At 38.4% G+C, this 18,220-nt stretch carries 16 protein-coding genes; 6 read left to right on the forward strand and 10 right to left on the reverse strand.

Translation table 11 applies throughout. The annotated features are described in order from the left end of the window. Positions 1 to 31: 31 nt before the first annotated feature. From C7H19_RS27165 to fabG, 5 genes are all read right to left on the reverse strand, one after another. A complete protein-coding gene (locus C7H19_RS27165; protein WP_425428891.1) occupies positions 32 to 481 on the reverse strand; it encodes a hypothetical protein in 450 nt (149 codons plus the stop codon). A gap of 15 nt (positions 482 to 496) precedes the next feature. Next, a complete protein-coding gene (locus C7H19_RS10390; protein ID WP_106456816.1) occupies positions 497 to 2,263 on the reverse strand; it encodes an autotransporter outer membrane beta-barrel domain-containing protein in 1,767 nt (588 codons plus the stop codon). A 140-nt stretch (positions 2,264 to 2,403) separates the two neighbouring features. After that, the gene (locus C7H19_RS10395) at positions 2,404 to 2,742 is read right to left on the reverse strand and encodes a type II toxin-antitoxin system PemK/MazF family toxin (protein ID WP_106456817.1); all 339 of its coding nucleotides are present in this window, start codon (positions 2,740 to 2,742) and stop codon (positions 2,404 to 2,406) included. 16 nt (positions 2,743 to 2,758) lie between these two features. Continuing rightward, entirely contained in the window at positions 2,759 to 3,010 is a 252-nt protein-coding gene (locus C7H19_RS10400; protein ID WP_106456818.1) for an AbrB/MazE/SpoVT family DNA-binding domain-containing protein, read from the reverse strand. 204 nt (positions 3,011 to 3,214) lie between these two features. Then, complete coding sequence (fabG, locus tag C7H19_RS10405) at positions 3,215 to 3,979, reverse strand: 3-oxoacyl-[acyl-carrier-protein] reductase (protein WP_106456819.1); 765 nt, start codon at positions 3,977 to 3,979, stop codon at positions 3,215 to 3,217. Between the two features lie 209 nt (positions 3,980 to 4,188). Between fabG and psb27 the strand changes: the two genes are divergently transcribed. Beyond that, positions 4,189 to 4,590, forward strand: a complete 402-nt coding sequence (psb27, locus tag C7H19_RS10410; RefSeq protein ID WP_106456820.1) for a photosystem II protein Psb27 — start codon at positions 4,189 to 4,191, stop codon at positions 4,588 to 4,590. A 147-nt stretch (positions 4,591 to 4,737) separates the two neighbouring features. Here psb27 and C7H19_RS10415 read toward each other — a convergent pair whose 3' ends face one another. The 4 genes from C7H19_RS10415 to C7H19_RS10430 all read right to left on the reverse strand — a co-directional run bounded on the left by C7H19_RS10415 (position 4,738) and on the right by C7H19_RS10430 (position 8,935). Then, entirely contained in the window at positions 4,738 to 5,841 is a 1,104-nt protein-coding gene (locus C7H19_RS10415) for a saccharopine dehydrogenase family protein (protein WP_106456821.1), read from the reverse strand. 193 nt (positions 5,842 to 6,034) lie between these two features. After that, positions 6,035 to 7,417 carry an IctB family putative bicarbonate transporter gene (locus tag C7H19_RS10420; protein WP_106456822.1) on the reverse strand — a complete coding sequence of 461 codons (1,383 nt, stop codon included), beginning with the start codon at positions 7,415 to 7,417 and terminating at the stop codon, positions 6,035 to 6,037. Between the two features lie 77 nt (positions 7,418 to 7,494). Further along, positions 7,495 to 7,755, reverse strand: coding sequence for a ParB N-terminal domain-containing protein (locus C7H19_RS10425; RefSeq protein WP_106456823.1), 261 nt, complete (start codon positions 7,753 to 7,755; stop codon positions 7,495 to 7,497). A gap of 151 nt (positions 7,756 to 7,906) precedes the next feature. Further along, the gene (locus tag C7H19_RS10430) at positions 7,907 to 8,935 is read right to left on the reverse strand and encodes a hypothetical protein (RefSeq protein WP_106456824.1); all 1,029 of its coding nucleotides are present in this window, start codon (positions 8,933 to 8,935) and stop codon (positions 7,907 to 7,909) included. Positions 8,936 to 9,748: 813 nt separating this feature from the next. Between C7H19_RS10430 and C7H19_RS10440 the strand changes: the two genes are divergently transcribed. The 4 genes from C7H19_RS10440 (at position 9,749) to accD (ending at position 12,094) form a co-directional block, all read left to right on the forward strand. Further along, positions 9,749 to 9,964, forward strand: a complete 216-nt coding sequence (locus C7H19_RS10440) for a hypothetical protein (RefSeq protein WP_106456881.1) — start codon at positions 9,749 to 9,751, stop codon at positions 9,962 to 9,964. 94 nt (positions 9,965 to 10,058) lie between these two features. After that, positions 10,059 to 10,871 (forward strand): prepilin peptidase, encoded by an 813-nt coding sequence (locus tag C7H19_RS10445; protein WP_106456826.1) that lies wholly within the window; start codon positions 10,059 to 10,061, stop codon positions 10,869 to 10,871. A 38-nt stretch (positions 10,872 to 10,909) separates the two neighbouring features. Then, positions 10,910 to 11,113, forward strand: coding sequence for a hypothetical protein (locus C7H19_RS10450; protein WP_106456827.1), 204 nt, complete (start codon positions 10,910 to 10,912; stop codon positions 11,111 to 11,113). A 45-nt stretch (positions 11,114 to 11,158) separates the two neighbouring features. After that, entirely contained in the window at positions 11,159 to 12,094 is a 936-nt protein-coding gene (gene accD / locus C7H19_RS10455) for an acetyl-CoA carboxylase, carboxyltransferase subunit beta (protein WP_106456828.1), read from the forward strand. Between the two features lie 16 nt (positions 12,095 to 12,110). Here the strand turns inward: accD and C7H19_RS10460 are convergent, their stop codons facing one another. After that, positions 12,111 to 15,209: a hypothetical protein gene (locus tag C7H19_RS10460; protein ID WP_106456829.1), complete on the reverse strand. Its 3,099-nt coding sequence runs from the start codon at positions 15,207 to 15,209 to the stop codon at positions 12,111 to 12,113. Positions 15,210 to 15,622: 413 nt separating this feature from the next. On the opposite strand from C7H19_RS10460, the gene treY reads away from it, so the two are divergent. Then, positions 15,623 to 18,118: a malto-oligosyltrehalose synthase gene (treY, locus tag C7H19_RS10465; protein WP_106456830.1), complete on the forward strand. Its 2,496-nt coding sequence runs from the start codon at positions 15,623 to 15,625 to the stop codon at positions 18,116 to 18,118. Positions 18,119 to 18,220: the final 102 nt, after the last annotated feature.

The raw sequence follows: 18,220 nt of genomic DNA on the forward strand, positions 1-18,220 counted from the left end.
ACGTAATCTTTGTCCGCAATTCATCCCATCGCTAACTAACGTATAGCGTGGGACTTCTTGCGGCGAACAAGTTAAATAGATCAGGATAGGAATTCAGATAACGCGAGGGAATAAAAGCCGTTGTCGAGCGATTTTCAGTGTAACCATTATTCAGATAATGTAGCGTAGCGGCTGCACCATTTAGTCCAAATGCACCGATTAAGTCACCGGCATTTGAAGCAATGTAACGGAATTCATCGAAGCTGTCTATCGAGCGACCTTCAAAACGACCGTTAGAATAATAATGGTTGGTAAAGAATGCTAGATTGTAGCCAGCATTAATATAATATGGAATTAAATCACGATAAGATGCGCCATATTGAGCCGGATCAAGTAAAAATTCAAAGGCTCCTAGATCAATTGTGCCATTGAATATCCGAGGATTTCCCGCAACATCGAACTTAATTTCTGGTGGGAAAGCAAGATTATTACCATTATTAATGGCTGGTGAGTTCCCTTAAATGTTTAAATTACCTGCACTTTGATTAACAAATAAAGGATCAGTATTTTGGTTATTGGTGCCAGTGTAACCACCCTGTACAATACTGTAATTGACTTGAGTTGTTGCATTTCCTGTGTTGTAAATTTCATTACTTGAGATCGTGGAACGATTTCCCCAAAGAATACTATTATTGATGGTCACTTTGCTAGTATCTTCGCTATAAATACCGCCACCATTTTCGGCTAAACCTCGACTCAAAGTCGTATTAATTAAAGTTGTTTTGCTACTATCAAAGTTAGCGATCGCTCCGCCGCCTTTTTCTGCAATATTGTTATCAAATACGACATTAATAAAGCTAGTTTCACTACTCCCAGTATTGACGATCGCACCGCCATAACTATTATTACTATTAACGTTATTCGCTTGATTATTGACGAAAACTGCATTAATAACGGATATTTCACCATTATCTGTATAGATTGCACCGCCATCATCAAAAGCTATATTTTCATTAAATTGAGCATTAGTGATTCCCATACTTCCAGAACTATTATATATTGCGCCTCCATCTTGTTCCGTCGCTTGATTAAAAAAGGTGACATTAGTCAAACCCAAATTACTATAATAGTTATAAATCGCTCCTCCATTATTAGTAGCTGTATTATTTAGAAAAGTTCCTCCATTTAGAGTAATTCCACCTTCATCAGCATAAGAACCGCTATAAATTGCACCGCCATCACCTGCACTATTTTCCTTAAAAGTAACATTTAATAGTTGAGGATTTCCTTCTTGAGTATACAATCCACCACCTTTACCACTACTACTATTTACTCTATTTTCAAGAATTAATAAATTAGCAAAAATAGCATCACTTCCATCGTTATAAATTCCACCACCATCACCACTATAGCGATCGTCATTTCCTTTTGTAATTGTGAAACCATCTAATCGACTCGAAGCTGTGATATTATCACTAGCAAAAACAACATGATAACTATTATCACTATCGACCTCTAAAAATCTAATATCTCCGCTTAAAATTGTTTGATTATTCGTCCAATTTCTTTGCTCTCGACTTGTTTCAAATCCCGCAAATCCGCCATAAATTTCTATACTTTGTTTGAGGTTAAAACTAATCGTTCGATCATTGGTTGTAGTCGGTTTATAAGTACCTGTTGCGACCCAAATTTCACTCCCAGTAGGTGAATTAGCTAAAGCGGTTTGCAAGTCTGTATAAGCATTTGCCCAAGATGTACCATTATTGACCCCATTAGCCCCTTGACTTACATAAATAATTGGGCTACCTTGCTCAAGGGGAATCGTTTTTCCATTAAGATTAATTGTCGCGGTATCATCTTCTGTAAATGCTTTTGGGTTAAGCGGATTTCCCTGTACTAAATCGGCAAAAATTTCGCCTTCATCACCTACTGTTTCTACAGTGTTTAACTGTGCATCTATCAAATGACCGTATTCTTCTAAAAGTATATCTGCTATGGTTGAAGGGGAAGCATAATTAATAAATTCAGAAGCGAGATAAATCTTATTAGTCTCTCTTGAATAGGCACCATAAGCACCATTAAGAGTAGCTAAAGATACAACTTCAATTAGATGCGAAACATTTGTACACTCCATCGCAAATTTATGCTGTAACGCGCTGTAGTCATGGCTTTCACCGAATGATATGATCATACTTGACTGATATTCTGGAGAAGTTGCAAACAGTTCTAATTCTGCATTAAATAAGTTAAGAGCAGAGTCTAAAATTGATAGAGAAGAAGTCATATGACTTTTAGAGGAAAAAGGTGGTAAAAAAATACAGTTTAGTGTATTTTTGGCTAATTATATCATAAATTGTTGAAAAATGAAATTTGTAAACAATAAATGTGGGGATTTGGTCTCAAAACTTTTTACTAGCCTGATACCTAGTCGATAAACATTTTAAATGTCTCTACAATACGATCAACAAATTCTTTTGGTAGTATTTCTCCAGTTGTTTTCCACCAGCGCGTATTAAGATCGAGAGTTCGTACTTGTTCAGCTATTACAGAGCCTTCTATTTTAAATCCATCGGGAATCGGAATCATCATCTTGATCTTAGGTTTAATTGTACTTGTTATCGGAGTTACTACAACAATTCCCCTACGGACTACATTATATTTTGTATGACTAATTACCAGACAGGGGCGAGCGTTTCCTGCTTGTTCTCTGCCGCTAGTTGGATTTAGATTAACTCTAATAATTTCGCCTCGTTGAATATTCATTCCCTTCTTAAATTAATTAAATCATTTCTCTACCTAGTGGCTCATTTTCTACAAACTCGTATACATCTTCTGGATACTGAAAATCTTGGGGAATACTGGTTAATAGTTCATCAAGCGTTGAGATATGTTTCTTTTTGGTAATGATGAGGGCATTTTCTGACTCTGTAAGTTCAATGATCGAGTTTTCATCAATGCCGAAACTTTTAGCGATTTGATGTGGGATTCTTAAACCAATACTATTACCCCACTTTTTTAGTTCAATATCCATTTCTACGACCTGATTTATTGAGTTATACAATGTATAATATCATGCAAAAATTAATAATAATTAAAACAAGTGCCGAAAACTTGTTATAAATCTGAGTAACGGTTTAGATAAACGATGGGTTTGGAGACCAAACTGCACCGCTTGCTGACTTTAAAAGTCAGCGAAACGGCGTGCAGTGCATTCCGCACCCCTACCAATAATTAATTACATCACCATACCACCATCGACATTAAAGACTTGTCCAGTAATATAAGCAGCAGCAGGATCAGCAGCAAGAAAGCGAACCATTCCCGCGACTTCTTCGGCTTCACCAAAACGACCCAGTGGGATGAATTTTAGGATATCTTCAGTATTACTTAAATCATTGGTCATATCTGTAGCAATAAAACCGGGGGCAACTGCATTAACTGTAATTCCACGAGTTGCAAATTCTTTCGCTAAAGTTTTCGTCAAACCGATAACCCCCGCTTTCGCTGCACTGTAGTTCGCTTGTCCTGGGTTGCCCATCAAACCCGAAACGGAGGAAATATTAATAATTCTACCTTTTTTGCGTTTCAGCATGATTTTACTGACAGCACGAGTACATAAAAAGACTCCCGTTAAATTAAGATCGATCACGGCTTGCCAGTCTTCGAGTTTCATGCGTAACATGAGTGTATCTTTGGTAATTCCTGCGTTATTGACCAAAACATCGATCGTTCCGAATTTATCTAAAATATTTTGAATCAGGCTATCGACTTCATCTGATTTAGAAACATCTGCCTGTAGTGCGATCGCTTCGCCTCCTGCTTCTGTAATTTCTTGTACCACCTGATCCGCAGCAGAACTCGAACGGGCATAATTAACGATAACCTTGGCACCTTGGGACGCTAAAGAGAGTGCGATCGCTTTACCTATTCCTCTGGAAGCCCCTGTTACCAAAGCCACTTGACCATTTAAGTTTTGTAAATTTTCTGGTAATCGTTCCATCTTACTACTCCTAAACTTGACGGACAAAAATCATATCACGCATGAATATTGTGATGGGTTAGGGGACAAAGAATCAATCGTTTAGTTAAGAGGGATCAGCCTCTTTGGGGATGATTATCAGGTTCACATTGTTATAAAAGTGATTAATATACCCTCCATTCCTGATACGATAAGAGGGCTAAAGGTTAATTTTTGTATCAAATTAAGTCATGAATATTAAATCATACATATCCCGCTTACTCGCGCTTGTCTTAGTTGTTGTTATCGGTTTAGTGGGTTGTTCGAGTCCATCTGGGCTATCGGGTAACTACGGACAAGATACCCTCAAAGTCATCGAAACCTTAACCACAGCTATCAATTTACCCGATGATTCGCCCGATAAAACAGATATTCAATCCTTAGCACGTCAACAAATTAATGATTACATTTCTCGCTATCGTAAGGATACTAAATCGGGTGGACTACGTTCATTTACAACAATGCAAACAGCAGTGAACGCTTTAGCTGGGTATTATACCGCTTATGGTAGCCGTCCTATTCCAGAGAAATTAAAAGCCCGTTTAAAACAAGAGTTTAATGTTGTTGAACTCTCTCTGAAAAAAGAAGCATAAAAATAGATTGATTTGTGGTAAGTCAGTCAGTGAATTAATTCACTGTCTCATCGCTAAAGTCCGTTAAAACGGACTAAAATTTTATAAGTTCGAGTCGGTTTTAACCGACTTTAGCTTTAAGACAGGAATTTTAATCCTTGGCTATCATCAATCTTGGGCTATCATCTGTTGATCTATTTTGATTCCTCTATTCTGCATCGCTTCAATAAATAAATCTGTAGATAAAGCTTGTTCGACTGGATAGACACCGGGCTGATTGATTTTTCCTTCTAGTAGATATTGTGCAATACTTCCCGTACCACAACCCGCCGCAAAAGCTGTATCTTGATGAACCATTGACGAAGAATAAAGGGCTTTTTGATTGTTTTTTATACCTTGAATTTCAGCCCGCATTGCTACACCAATTCCGCTAAATTGATCAGTAACCGAAGTCATGTTGTAACTAACTTTTGAAAAGAATTCAATACCTTTTTTACTTTCGATCCAACTCTTGGGGAAAACATGAGCAGTGATCCAAGTTAGATGATTATAAAAATCGGGTATAGAACCAAATTTAGTAATGACATTCTTCACTTTAAATGATTCAGCAAATGTATAAGTTTCAGGCATATCAAACCAATAAACCCCCGTTTTTCCATAGGGTTTAGGAAACTCAACAACTTCTCTTTTAGTATAGGGTAAAACTGTTTTCCATTGCCCATCAATCCAAGCTTCAAAAGGATGTCTTAAACCGAGAAAAGTCGTTCGCATAACGGTTATTCCTGCGCCACCTGATCCCGAAACAACATAACTTAAATGAATCGTTTCTGCTGTATCTAATTGTTCAACTCCTTGGCGAACTATACTATTAGATATCCCTGGAAAAATCCCCGTATTTAAAATTGCTGTAATACCTGCTTTTCTTACATCTTCTTTATAAGGAATTAGTTTTCTATAGAAAGAACGATGATCACTAACATCAATATAATTAACTTTTTCTTCTAAACATATTTTTAAAACAGTTTCATCTCGATAGTGAAATGGCCCAGCGCAATGAATGACTAAATTTGCCTCTTTAATTGCTTCTCTAAGTCGTTTTAGTTCGGCTAAATCTAACACTAAAAATTGCAAGTTTGGCTGAGATACAATCTGTTTTTGAGTCCGCCCTGTAATCGTTACCTGAGCATTGGTATGTTTTAAGATATCTTCTGCTACGCTTCGACCAATTCTTCCTTGTCCACCTAATATTAAAACTTTTTGTTGTTGTGACATTTAGAGTTTCTCCTAATATTTTGAACAGATATTAATCTCAAATATATATTTTTTGAGATTGGCAACTAAGCCCCTACAAATGATGGAAAAATTATCAAAAATCTTAATATAATGTATTAAGATCTATTATCAAATATAACATGAACAAGAATCCATACTCTCGTTTTTTAATTGTTGATTTTTGCAAACAAGATTAACTTAAAAAATTATCTTGTTTACTTTTTAGAGGATAATGACTAGCAATAATCGCAATCATGAGCCACCATAGGGTACTAACTTGGGGACGATACCAAACTGTATCAACAAAACCATGTGTTAAAATACCAGCCATAGCAGCGATCGCAGCAATAATCCAAAATCCTTGTAAGTTATTTTGTTTTTGTAATCCTTGCAGTCGCCACACGCCAGTAGTAAAGGTAACACCGAGTAAACTCAAGAAACAAGTTAAACCAATTAAACCCGTTTCCACAGTAGTTTCTAAATAGATAGAATAAGCACTCAAAGCCGAAAAACGAGGCTTCATATACAAAGGATACACTTTATTAAACGCTTCATTTCCAGGGCCAATACCCAGTATCGGACGTGCTTTAATCATTTTAATCACAGATTCCCAAACATTGAGGCGAAAATTATTACTACTATCGCCACGACCCGCAAAAATACTTAGAATACGGATGCGTAACGGTTCAACAAAGAGAAAACCTCCGAGTAGTATGATGCCAAAAAATACTAAAACCAATGGTAATAACCAAGTTTGCCAAAAGCTAGGCAAAGAATGACGAAACCAGACATATAACAAAATGGCAAAGACAACCATTAAAGCCATCATGCCGAGCCAACCGCCGCGACTATCGGTAAAATATAAACAAGCCGAGTTGATGCCAAAAAATAATCCAGCTAAAATTTTAGGTAGCAAACCTTGCCAAACAAAAATTGCTGCTAAACTTAATGCGATCGCAGGTAATAAATAAGCAGCTAATAAATTAGGATTTCCCAGATAACTATAAGCTCTAGTATCGCCCGCCATTTCTGAGGTAGGATCGTTCCACGTGGCTAATTGTTCGGCACCAAAGATCTGTTGTCGAATACCATATACACTCACAATAGCCGACACTAACAGGAAAACTGTAATTACCCCGTTTCGGCGACGTGGTGAACGTAAAACCCTTGAAGCTAAAGCAAAAAAGATTAAATATAGCGTTAGTTTAATCCATCCGCTAAATGCTGCCGCTTTGACGGGTGATAAAGCAACCGCTAAAGTCGCAATACACCAATACAAAAATACTAACAGGTGAATGGGTGTACTTTCAAAGGGATTATTTTCAGAAAGGGTTAAAAGTACCCAATACACAGCAATACAAAAGAGGATAACACCGAGGAGACTGGTGGCACTAAAAGGGGCTAATCCTAAGAGTACACTAATCAAAACCGCGCCGATGTCTTCGGAGAATTTTAATAATGTACTGGTTTCGCGCCATCGACTAAAAATGCCGAGACTTCGATAAACATAACTAGACTGTCGCCACCCAAAGGGAATGAGACTATCTAGAGTTAATTGTTTTAAGATAGCTATCATAGAAAATTACAAATAATTGATACATGGGATTTAAGCAGACACGCGGTTTTTTGTCTACTGATCCCATGACGACCAATTTATGCTAAATGTTTTTCTAGGACCGATCGCGGTGCATGACGAACCCGACATTTAATGGTCTCTTTTGAGAGACGTTGATGGGCTTCAAAACGATGACAACCCGAAAAGCCGTAATATGATCCTTCAACTTCTAAAACGTCAATTGGTTCGTGTAAACCTTCAGTAGCGATCGATTTCATTAACGCTTGCACTTTATCGGGATCAGTTTGTCGAGGTAAAGGACGACGAATCTCAGAGATAGGAATTTCTTTGACTTCCATTGATCTGTAAAAATCTGATTCTTTCTTCGATTTTAACGCGAATATCAAAGTAGGATCGGTCAATAATTTTTTGTCAAGGAAGAAATTAAAAAGAAGTCGTTTTTTAGAATATCCGCGATTACCTTCTAGGTAACCGCAGATTAACTAGAACCTACAGATTAAAGATGGGATTGCCAGCAGTATCCTCACTGACAATAGCTAAACCCTCATATTCAATGCTGCCGGTTAATGTACCTGGTAAGGGTTGACCGTTTAGAGCTAACATACCCAGTCTCCGGATTGTGGCCTTGCCATCCCCAGTTGTTGAACCTAATACATCGTCTTGGAAGTCGCTAATTTGGTAGACAAGACCATTTTCAAGTTGAGCAATCAGCTTTTTACCATCGGGAGTAAAAGCTAAACCCGAATCGAAACCGTCTTGGGGAGAGTCGGGGTCAGGTCTACCAGCATTGTTGGCGTTGGTTAACACGTCGAAAGCTGTACCATTAGGGTTAACTAACTGAATAGCACCCGTTAAGAAATCACCGTTGGGAGCTTGAGGAAATAGATTAACTGCGTAAATTTCTGCTCCATCTCCATCGGCAAGATTGAAATCACTGGCAAATGCTTTATATTTGCCTGTATATTGGCCATCGAGAGCATTAACATTGACGGGAGTGTTATAAATAGCCAATCCATCGGCAAATTCTGTATCAGTTCCTACTTGAGCAAGAGTAGTATTGCCATAATTCCCACCCGCACCAGTTTTGTAAAGTATGCTTCCACTAGCTGGAGAACTTTGAACAATATACTGAATAGCTTTTTCAGCCTTATTGACGTAAATGTCTGACCCAGTATCAGTAAACTGACGGGCAGTACCACCAAAATTTTGCACTTGGGGTGCAGGGGGTAAAGAAGGCTCATCAAGATTATTAACCCGACGACCAGTACCTGTACCCTCGGAAACGCCACTAATTCCTTGAATGCGAGGAGAAGTGCCAAGACCTTCGATGTCCTCTCCACCGTCTCCAGTAAAATTGGGTGCGCTTAGAATACCGACAAGCTCCACAGCAATGATGCCGTTACCACCGTTAATAGGAGCATCAGGAATAAGGTAGCGGTAAACTTCAAAACCCTCGTTAGCTGGGTTGGGCGCAGCTGGATTTACTGCATCACCAATTGTGTAGCCGTAAAAAGCCATATTTTTACTTTCCTCAATAAAACTTGTAGATTGTTAATTGGTTAGGATGCGAAAGGAGGAGATATTTCTATCTCGGCAGCAATAAACAAGACAAATTAATTGTCTAAAAACCTGCTATGATTGGTTTTTGAAAAACTATCTATCTTTTCAGATAGGCGCAATTCAAAAGATTTATTTTCCTAACCAAAAACTAATTTAACTGGTTTCTGTTAAAACAATAATATATTTAGGTTAAATAATTGGTAATGTTTGGTAAAGTATGGCTAATCTGTAAATTATAGCTTTAATTTAATCAATATTAATAGAGTCAGCACTCGTCTTTTTTATCTGATGACGATGATTTTAAGAGAGAGATTGAATTAATAACTCCTGTGATTTATTGTAAACAAAGTTATTTTAACTGTAAAACTCAAGTCTCATTTACTATGAGAAAGCTATTCGCTTCAAGACATCTAGCAACATTTTTAGCTCACTCAAAAAAAGCCCGATCAAATCGTTTGAGTAGATTGCTATGATATGTTTTCAACGATCGCTAAATCAATTCTCTCCCTATCTGACAGATTAAGCTCAAGGGAAAGATTAATGGCGGACGATACATCCATGCCGCCCCGCTCGGTGAGCTTTCTTGTCATGGCTGGTGTAAAGCAAAGTTGATCTGCAAAGGGAAACCCAAAGAACAAAATCTTAATCTTCTTTACAAAAGTCTCTTCTTTGGAGAGCAATTGTGTACTATTAACAATTATAACAAATTTGTTTTAATGAAAGGAAAATAGGTTAGTGATACATCCACCCAAAACAGACCCTAAACAAAAGATGGACCCAAATTTATTAGATCCCGCGCTCATTAAAGCCGCAAAACGCATTTATCGTACATATCGCGTGTTGCACTCTAAAATTAATCGTCATCCCCAAGGAGTCGCCATTCATCGAGATAGTCATCGAGGACAACTGATTTTTAAGACTAAACCGATTTTATTGCCTGGAGAATATTTTATCTCTCTTAAACAGCTTGAATCGGAAATCTTGTAAAAATCATTTCTAAGCCATAAATATCGCAAACTAAGCTAAAACTGACCTATGATTGATGTGAGGATTAATCGATAAGTTTTATTTGGGCTAGGAAATGGAAACACTTTTAAACTTTATTCTAACCTCATATATATTTTTTTTTGGTGCATCGGTTGGCAGTTTTTTAAACGTTGTCATTTATCGTGTACCTGCTGGAATATCTTTAATCTATCCGCCCTCTCGTTGTCCGAAATGTCTGCACAAATTGGGCAAAACCGAAAATATACCCGTTTTTGGGTGGTTGCGTTTAGGGGGAAAATGTCGCTGGTGTAAAAGTGAGATTTCGGTAAGATATCCATTAGTAGAGGCGGTTTGCGGAATCTTATTTTGTTTAATATTTTGGCAATTTGCGTTTAGTTGGACAACATTGGGCTACTGGGTTTTAGTTTCTTGGCTATTAATTTTAGGTCTAATTGATTTAGATACAATGACCTTACCAGATGTTTTAACCCAATCAGGATTAATTTTAGGATTGTTTTTTCAATTATTGATCGGATGGCAAACCGGTAAACCCATTGATGGGTTAATATTAGCGATCGGTAGCGCAGTTTTAGGAATTTGGTTATTTGATATCATTCGTTGGGGTGGTACAATTGCACTGGGACAACCCGCAATGGGTGGCGGAGATCCCAAATTAGCCGCAATGATCGGCGCTTGGTTAGGATGGCAAGCTTTATTGGTAACAGCCTTTTTAGCCTGTGTACTCGGTTCAGTTATGGGGGTCTTAGCCATGTCTTTAGGATGGCTTAATCGCGGACAACCGATGCCTTTTGGACCCTTTTTAGCCTTGGGTGCAGCCTTGACAATTTTTTGGGGGAATACGATGATTGCTACATATAAATTTTTATTTTTTCCCTTGCTTCTTTAATTCACGAGAAGTTCACAACTATTGATAAAATAAGATCGGTGTCCTGGATTACCATTAGAACAACATCAGCCCGTTGGGAGGCCGAATTAATGCAGCAAATATTGTCAGCCTATGACATTCCCAGTCGAGTCTTAGATATTGGTTTGGGGATTTATTGCGGACAAGGTAGCCAAGCTGCTTTACAAGTACGCCGACAGGATCAGTGGACGGCACTGCTTTTATTGAGTTCACCAGAGGAATAGCCCTAGCTTAATTTTAGGTAGAAAAGGATCGCTCAGGTTGATATTATGTCTTTATTTGATTGGTTTGCGAATCGAGAAAAATCAGAACCTCATATACGTCAGCAACAAGAAAGAGAAATTGCCGATGGGTTATGGACAAAATGCGCTAATTGTGGTGCATTATCTTATACAAAAGATTTACAAGCCAATCAGTTAGTATGTCCAGAATGCGATCATCATGTTCGAGTCGATGGTGAAGAACGCATTCAACAACTGATCGATCCCCAAACTTGGGCGGCACTCGATGAACAAATTCACCCCACAGATCCTCTTAAATTTAAAGATCGCAAACCATACGGCGATCGCCTCAAAGACTATCAAGAAAAAACCGGACTCACCGATGCTGTACACACAGGAACCGGCTTACTCGACGGTTTACCCGTTGCATTAGGAGTCATGGACTTTCGTTTTATGGGTGGTAGTATGGGTTCTGTCGTCGGCGAGAAAATATGTCGTCTCACGGAACACGCGACAGCCGAAAGATTACCCCTAATTATTGTTTGTGCATCTGGTGGGGCGAGAATGCAAGAAGGAATGCTTAGTCTAATGCAGATGGCAAAAATTTCAGGCGCTCTCGAACGTCACAGAGAAGCTAAATTACTCTATATACCTCTTCTGAGCGACCCCACATTAGGAGGCGTTACCGCTAGTTTCGCCATGTTGGGAGATATTATTTTAGCTGAACCCAAAGCAACGATAGGTTTTGCAGGTAAACGAGTCATCGAACAAACCATCCGCGAAAAATTACCCGATGATTTCCAAACCTCAGAATATCTACTAAAACACGGGTTTATTGATGCGATCGTTTCTCGAACTCAACTCAAACGAACCTTAGCCCAACTTATTAGCTTGCATCAGCCTTTTTTTCCCTTACCTTCTTCGATGAAAACGGAAAAGCACCCAGAACCTGAGTTAATTCATCTGGATGCTAAACAAGTGTAAGGAATACGGTTTTAATTTAGAGAATCACTCCTAATGCACCTGCACTAGCTGAAGCGATCGCCGAAAGAAGTCCCGTAAAGAATAACCACCAAGAAGCTGTCGCGGCTGCTTTGCGGGTTTCTTCGAGTTGTTTTTGTGCATCTTCTTTAACTTTTTCGAGACGATATTGAGTTTCTCGTTGTAAACGTTCCGCACGTTGTAAAATACGATCGCGAGTTCCTTCGATTTGATTAACCAAACGTTCCGCGTCAGCTTGAGAAATATCATCACGAGAACTAATCACCGCAATAAGGGTATCTCGATCCAGTTGGGAAAAGCGATCGCGCAAAGCATCAAAACCCGCTTGGGGATCATCAAACAAAGTTCGCAAATCGGTTTTAATTCCGTCATAATTAAGCTCAGGACGCTCTAAACCATTCAAATAATCCCGAATTTGATTCAATATACGATCAATCGCTGATTGTAATTGTTTTTGGATACTTTGTAGCTGTTCAATCGCTCTTTCACGAACGACTAAAATTTGATCAACAATACGTTTAGCATCAGCTTCGGAAATATCTTCCCGTTGTGAAAGTAAAGCAATTAAAGATTCTCGATCGATCTTAGAAAGACGATCCTGTAAGCTTTCCACACCCGCACGAGGATCATTCAAGAGTAACTGTACATCTCGTTTAATCCCTTCAGGGTTAAATTCATCCTTATCCGTTGAACGCAAATAATCAGCGATCGTACTCTGAAAATCTTGTACTTTTTGTTGAGTACGTCTGGCTAAACGACGAGGTGCATTTGCAAGATCTTGTAAAGTACTTTGAACATTATCAATCACTTGATTAACTTGTTCTTCGCTAAGATCTTCTCGTTGAGAGAGTAACTTAACCAAAGTATCTCGATCCATGCTTGCTAAACGACTTCTAATGGCTTTTGCACCTTCACTAGGATCATCAAGGAGTTTTTTGAGATCTCGTTGAATACCTTCGGGGTTGAGTTCTTCTTTACCAGTCGATCGCAAATAATTAGAAATAGAGCTAACAGATTGATCATACTGATCTTTCGCTTTTCCGGCGAGTTCCTGTGGCGCATAACGAACCGCAGTCCAAGTATTTTCAATCTGATCGATAACTTGATTAACTTGTTCCTTGCTTAAATCTTCACGGGTACTTAGTAATTGTACTAAAGTATCTCGATCAAAACGAGAAGCACGCGCCCGTAAAGCATAAGCGCCCGCTTGGGGATCATCAAGCAAAAGTTTAATTTCTCGTTTAATGGCATCAGGGTTCAATTCTTCTTTATGGGTATCTTTAAGATAGCTTTGAACTTTAAGCCACTGTTGATCAATTTTTGCTTTGACTGCTTCTCCTGCATCCTGAGATTCTTTGATAACTTGTCTTTGTACCGTAAGAAGGGAAGGAATAATGATCGCCATATCTTCGGCGGCTAAATCACTACGAGATTCTAAGATATCTTTGTAGGTGAGATAGTCGAGTTGGGAAAGACGTTTCATTAGGCGATCGCTATCTATACTCGCATCCTCTAAAATGGGTTTAAAATTGAGTTGAATTTTGTCGGGGATCAATTCTTCTGCGGGTGCAGTGAGCAAATAATGTTCAACTTCTGCAAGTAGTGTAATCGTTTTTGCTCTTTCAATAGCTGCTTGTGTTGCTGCCATTGTTTCCTTGCGAATATCTTCTAAAATATTTGCCTTAGATTCAATTTCATCATGAGTAAGTAAACCTTTTTGCTGCAACCAGTTGACAAAATCACCACGATTAATACTTTCTAACTGGGCTGCCATCATTTCAGGGTTAGCCTCAGAATCATAAATTAAATTCTGAACTTCTCTTTTTAAAGTAACGGGTTTGAGTTGCCAATTATAAGCATTTAGAATATGATTTTCAAGATCGGCTCGAATTGGACTATAGTTATCGTTTTGATTAACTTGAGCCACTAATTTATCTTTTTGTTCGCCCGCAAAACCTTTGAGTTTTTGTAGTTGGGTGATCACTTTTTCCGCATCAAACTCAGATAAATCACTTCTTCCTAAAACCAAACCTACTAAAGAGTTTAGGCTAAGAGTGAGAGCTTGAGACATTCCGCCTGGTTGTTGAGATTGATTTCCTTTACCGATTTGGGACACAATTGAATCGATTTTATCGCCAAACTGACGACCAACCAATTCTTCTGGGGCGGCTGATTTAAGATAATCTACAAGAGTTGTCAGAGTGTTTTTAGGTTTTTGCTGACCTACTTTTTGTTTCCATGCGTCTTCGAGTTGGGCGGCTAATTTTTCTGCATCTCGTTTTGATAAATCAGTACGATCGCTAATCAGTTTAGCAAAAGTTTGTCGATCCAAATTAGGAATATCACCACTAGCTAAAACTTCATCAAATTCCGATGTATTTAAAAGTTTTTCAAAATCATTACGAATGCCTTGCCAATTTAATTCAGGCGATCGTAATTTTTCTACATAATCTTGTACATTTTCTTTTAGTGTTTCTGCATCAATAGCCGAACCGAGTTCGCGTCGCACTGCTGCTGCTGCTGCTTCGGCGGTATTGACGACTTGTTTACTCATTGCTTGAGATCCTACCATTGCTGCGGCGGTTCCCCAAATGGCTTGAAAACCAGACGTAGCCGTATTCATCACCGAACCAATTAGAGAGCCAACGGTAGAAGAACTGATCCAAACTAATAGTGTAAAATAAGTTGCCCAGATAACTAAACCAATAATTGCACCGAGGGCAGGTGATAGAAATAAACTCAGTTTAACCGCAAAAAATGACGCAGCAAATAGAGAAATCATCACACTAATTAGAGTGCCTAAACCGACTGCTAAACCGATTTTGCGAACGGTTCCACCAAAGCTACTCGATTCTTTTTGCTCATGTGATGACGAACCTCCTGCTAGTGAAATTCCTGCCGCAACACCCAAATTTGTAAACAGAAGTTGAAAAGCAAACGCTAGAACAACACCTGCAATTAAAGCCGTAAAAAATTGTGGCCCACTAAAAACAAAAGATGCTTCTTCTGCTGAATCTATGGTTGTTTGGGGTTGAATTTGAGCAAATTCCAAGGGAATAAGCGGTATTTTTTGTATAATTATATTCGCTAAAAACATGATGAGCCTCTCGTTAGATGTTGTTCTACGTGTAAAAAAATCTTAAGTTGAAGTGAAAACTGATGATTTTATACAGCTTAACTTTTAGTCTAATTTTCTCGGAAACTCTCGCTTTAGTCATCCATCATCAGTTTGAAAATTGTTACTTTTCTCAATCTTTATTTCTATCTTGAGGAATAGGCAACATTTATCAAGAGTCATCCTGTAGAAATATTTGATTATTGTTAGTCTTTTTGGTATTCTTTGAAATGAAAATTAATAAGTTGTTTCAATTCTAATTTAATTGTCTCTTTTTAATACAGACCGTAGAGGAATGAGTAATCAAACCCTTTGGTCAAATAAAAAAACAACAAACAATAGCATTTAGAAGTAAATAGTTTAATTGATAACTAACCCAAAAAAGGTGAAAAACAATGTCAGATACTCGGCTCAAATTACCAAAAGCAACCTATAGAATTCAATTCCGTAGTGGTTTTACTTTAAGAAGTGCGATCGATTTAATTCCCTATTTATCCGAACTCGGAATTAGTCATCTTTACGCATCACCGCTATTACTCGCTATGTTTGGTAGCACTCACGGCTATGATGTTTTTGACTTTGAACAGCTTGATCCTGATTTGGGAACTGAAGAAGATTTAATAGAATTAGCCAAAACTTTACACAAAAATCATATGGGATTGGTACTTGATATTGTACCGAATCATATGGGGATCGGTGGTTCACAGAATCGCTGGTGGTGGGATGTTCTCAAAAATGGCAAAGAAAGTAAATTTGCACCTTATTTTGATATTGATTGGAAATCTCCCGATCCTCGCTTACATGGAAAGATTTTAGCACCCGTACTAGGCGATCGCTATGAGACGGTTTTAGCTAAAGGTGAAATTCGACTCGATTACGAGGAAGAAGAATTAATCTTACGCTATCATGAGCATACCTTCCCAATTAACCCAAATTCAATAAAAATTAAAGAAGATACCATTTATACCATCAATACTGAGCCTGAAGCGTTAGATAAGTTAATTCAAAAACAAAATTATCGCTTGACATTTTATCAACATGGGCCAACAGAATTAAATTACCGTCGCTTTTTTAATATCATTACCCTTGCAGGTGTGCGAGTCGAAGATCCTAACGTATTTAAAGAGGCTCATGCACCGATCATACACTGGACTGAACAAGGCTTAATCGATGGTTTACGAGTCGATCATCCAGACGGTTTGCGTGATCCCGAACAATATTTACGCAGACTCCATGAAGTCGCCCCCGATGCGTGGATCGTTGTTGAAAAAATCCTCGAACCAGGCGAAGAATTACCCGTTACTTGGCCAGTAGATGGAACCACAGGTTATGATTTTATGAATCGGGCGCAAGGTGTTTTGATTGATCCCGATAGTGAAGAAATATTAACGAAATTTTATGCCGAGTTTACTGGAGAACCGACGGATTATGAAGCGATCGTTTTAGAAAAAAAACGTTTTATTCTACAGGATATGTTATGCGCTGAAGTGGGGCGTTTGATTGATTTACTGATACCTATTACGGCGCGTCATTGGCGTTATCGAGATTTTGCACGAGATGAATTAAGAGAAGCTTTAATCGAATTGGTTAGCTGTTTTTCAGTGTATCGAACTTATGCAAGGGCTAATACTCATTATATTACCGAAGCGGATGTCGCTTATATTGTTGAAGCAACGAAATTAGCTAAAAAACATCGGCCCGATTTAGGTTCAGAACCTTTTGAATTTATTGCGAGTTTACTATTACTTAATTTACCAGGAGATTTAGAGCATGACTTTGTGATGCGTTTTCAGCAGCTAACTGGCCCAGCAATGGCTAAAAGCGTTGAAGATACGGCATTCTATTGTTATAACCGTTTTGTCGCACTTAATGAAGTGGGCGGCAATCCCAGTCATTTTGGCTGTAGTGTAGAAGAATTTCATAAAACTTCACAACAAGCTTTCGCAAATTGGCCCAATTCGATGTTAGGGAGTTCCACCCACGATACAAAACGTAGTGAGGATGTGCGATCGCGTCTTTTATTACTTTCAGAAATTCCCGAAAAATGGAGCGAAACGGTACAGCGTTGGTCAAAAATGAATGAAAAGTATCGTCATCAACAATTTCCCGATCGCAATGCCGAATATTTATATTATCAAACCTTAGTCGGGGCGTGGCCAATTTCTTTCGATCGTCTTTATAACTATATGGATAAAGCGGTCTGTGAGTCTAAACAATATACCAGTTGGGCGCAGCGCAATCCCGAATATGATGACGCATTACGGGAATTTATCAAGAATACATTTAATGATGGGGAATTTATCGCAGATCTTGAAAATTTCGTTCAATCATTGGTGATTCCGGGTTATATTAATTCCCTTTCTCAAACCCTTTTAAAACTGACGACACCAGGTATACCCGATATTTACCAAGGGACTGAATTATGGGATCACAGTTTAGTCGATCCCGATAACCGTCGTGTTGTTGATTTTGCTTTACGTCGTAGTTTGTTAGATGAACTCAAAACCATCTCTATTGAAGATATTTGTCGTCGTTATCCAGAAGGTTTACCGAAACTGTGGTTAATTCGACAAACCTTAGCTTTACGCTTTTTACACCCTCAAATTTTTGATTCAAACGGTTTTTATGAGCCTTTGTACCCTCAAGGTAGCCAAGAAAAACACGTTATGGCTTTTAGTCGGGGTGGTTCTGTGGTTATTGTCATTCCTCGTTTGATTATGGGATTACAAACCGAATTTACTCAACCCGAAAGCTGGAAAGATACCAGTATTAGTTTACCGGCTGGTCAATGGCGCAATCAACTCACCGATGAAGTTTTAGCCGATGATGTCGTGTCGGTATCCGATTTATTTAAGCGTTTTCCAATGGCTTTATTAGTACGCGAGAACTAATAATGAGGGCGAATCCATTTCGCCCATCCTCTACTCTTTCTTATGGGAACCTAGAAGAACGATCGCCATTCTAAAAATTGCAGGGTATAGAGATCAAAAAAC

It is taken from the genome of Aphanothece hegewaldii CCALA 016, assembly GCF_003007785.1.
Taxonomy (GTDB): Bacteria; Cyanobacteriota; Cyanobacteriia; order Cyanobacteriales; family Microcystaceae; genus Chroococcus; species Chroococcus hegewaldii.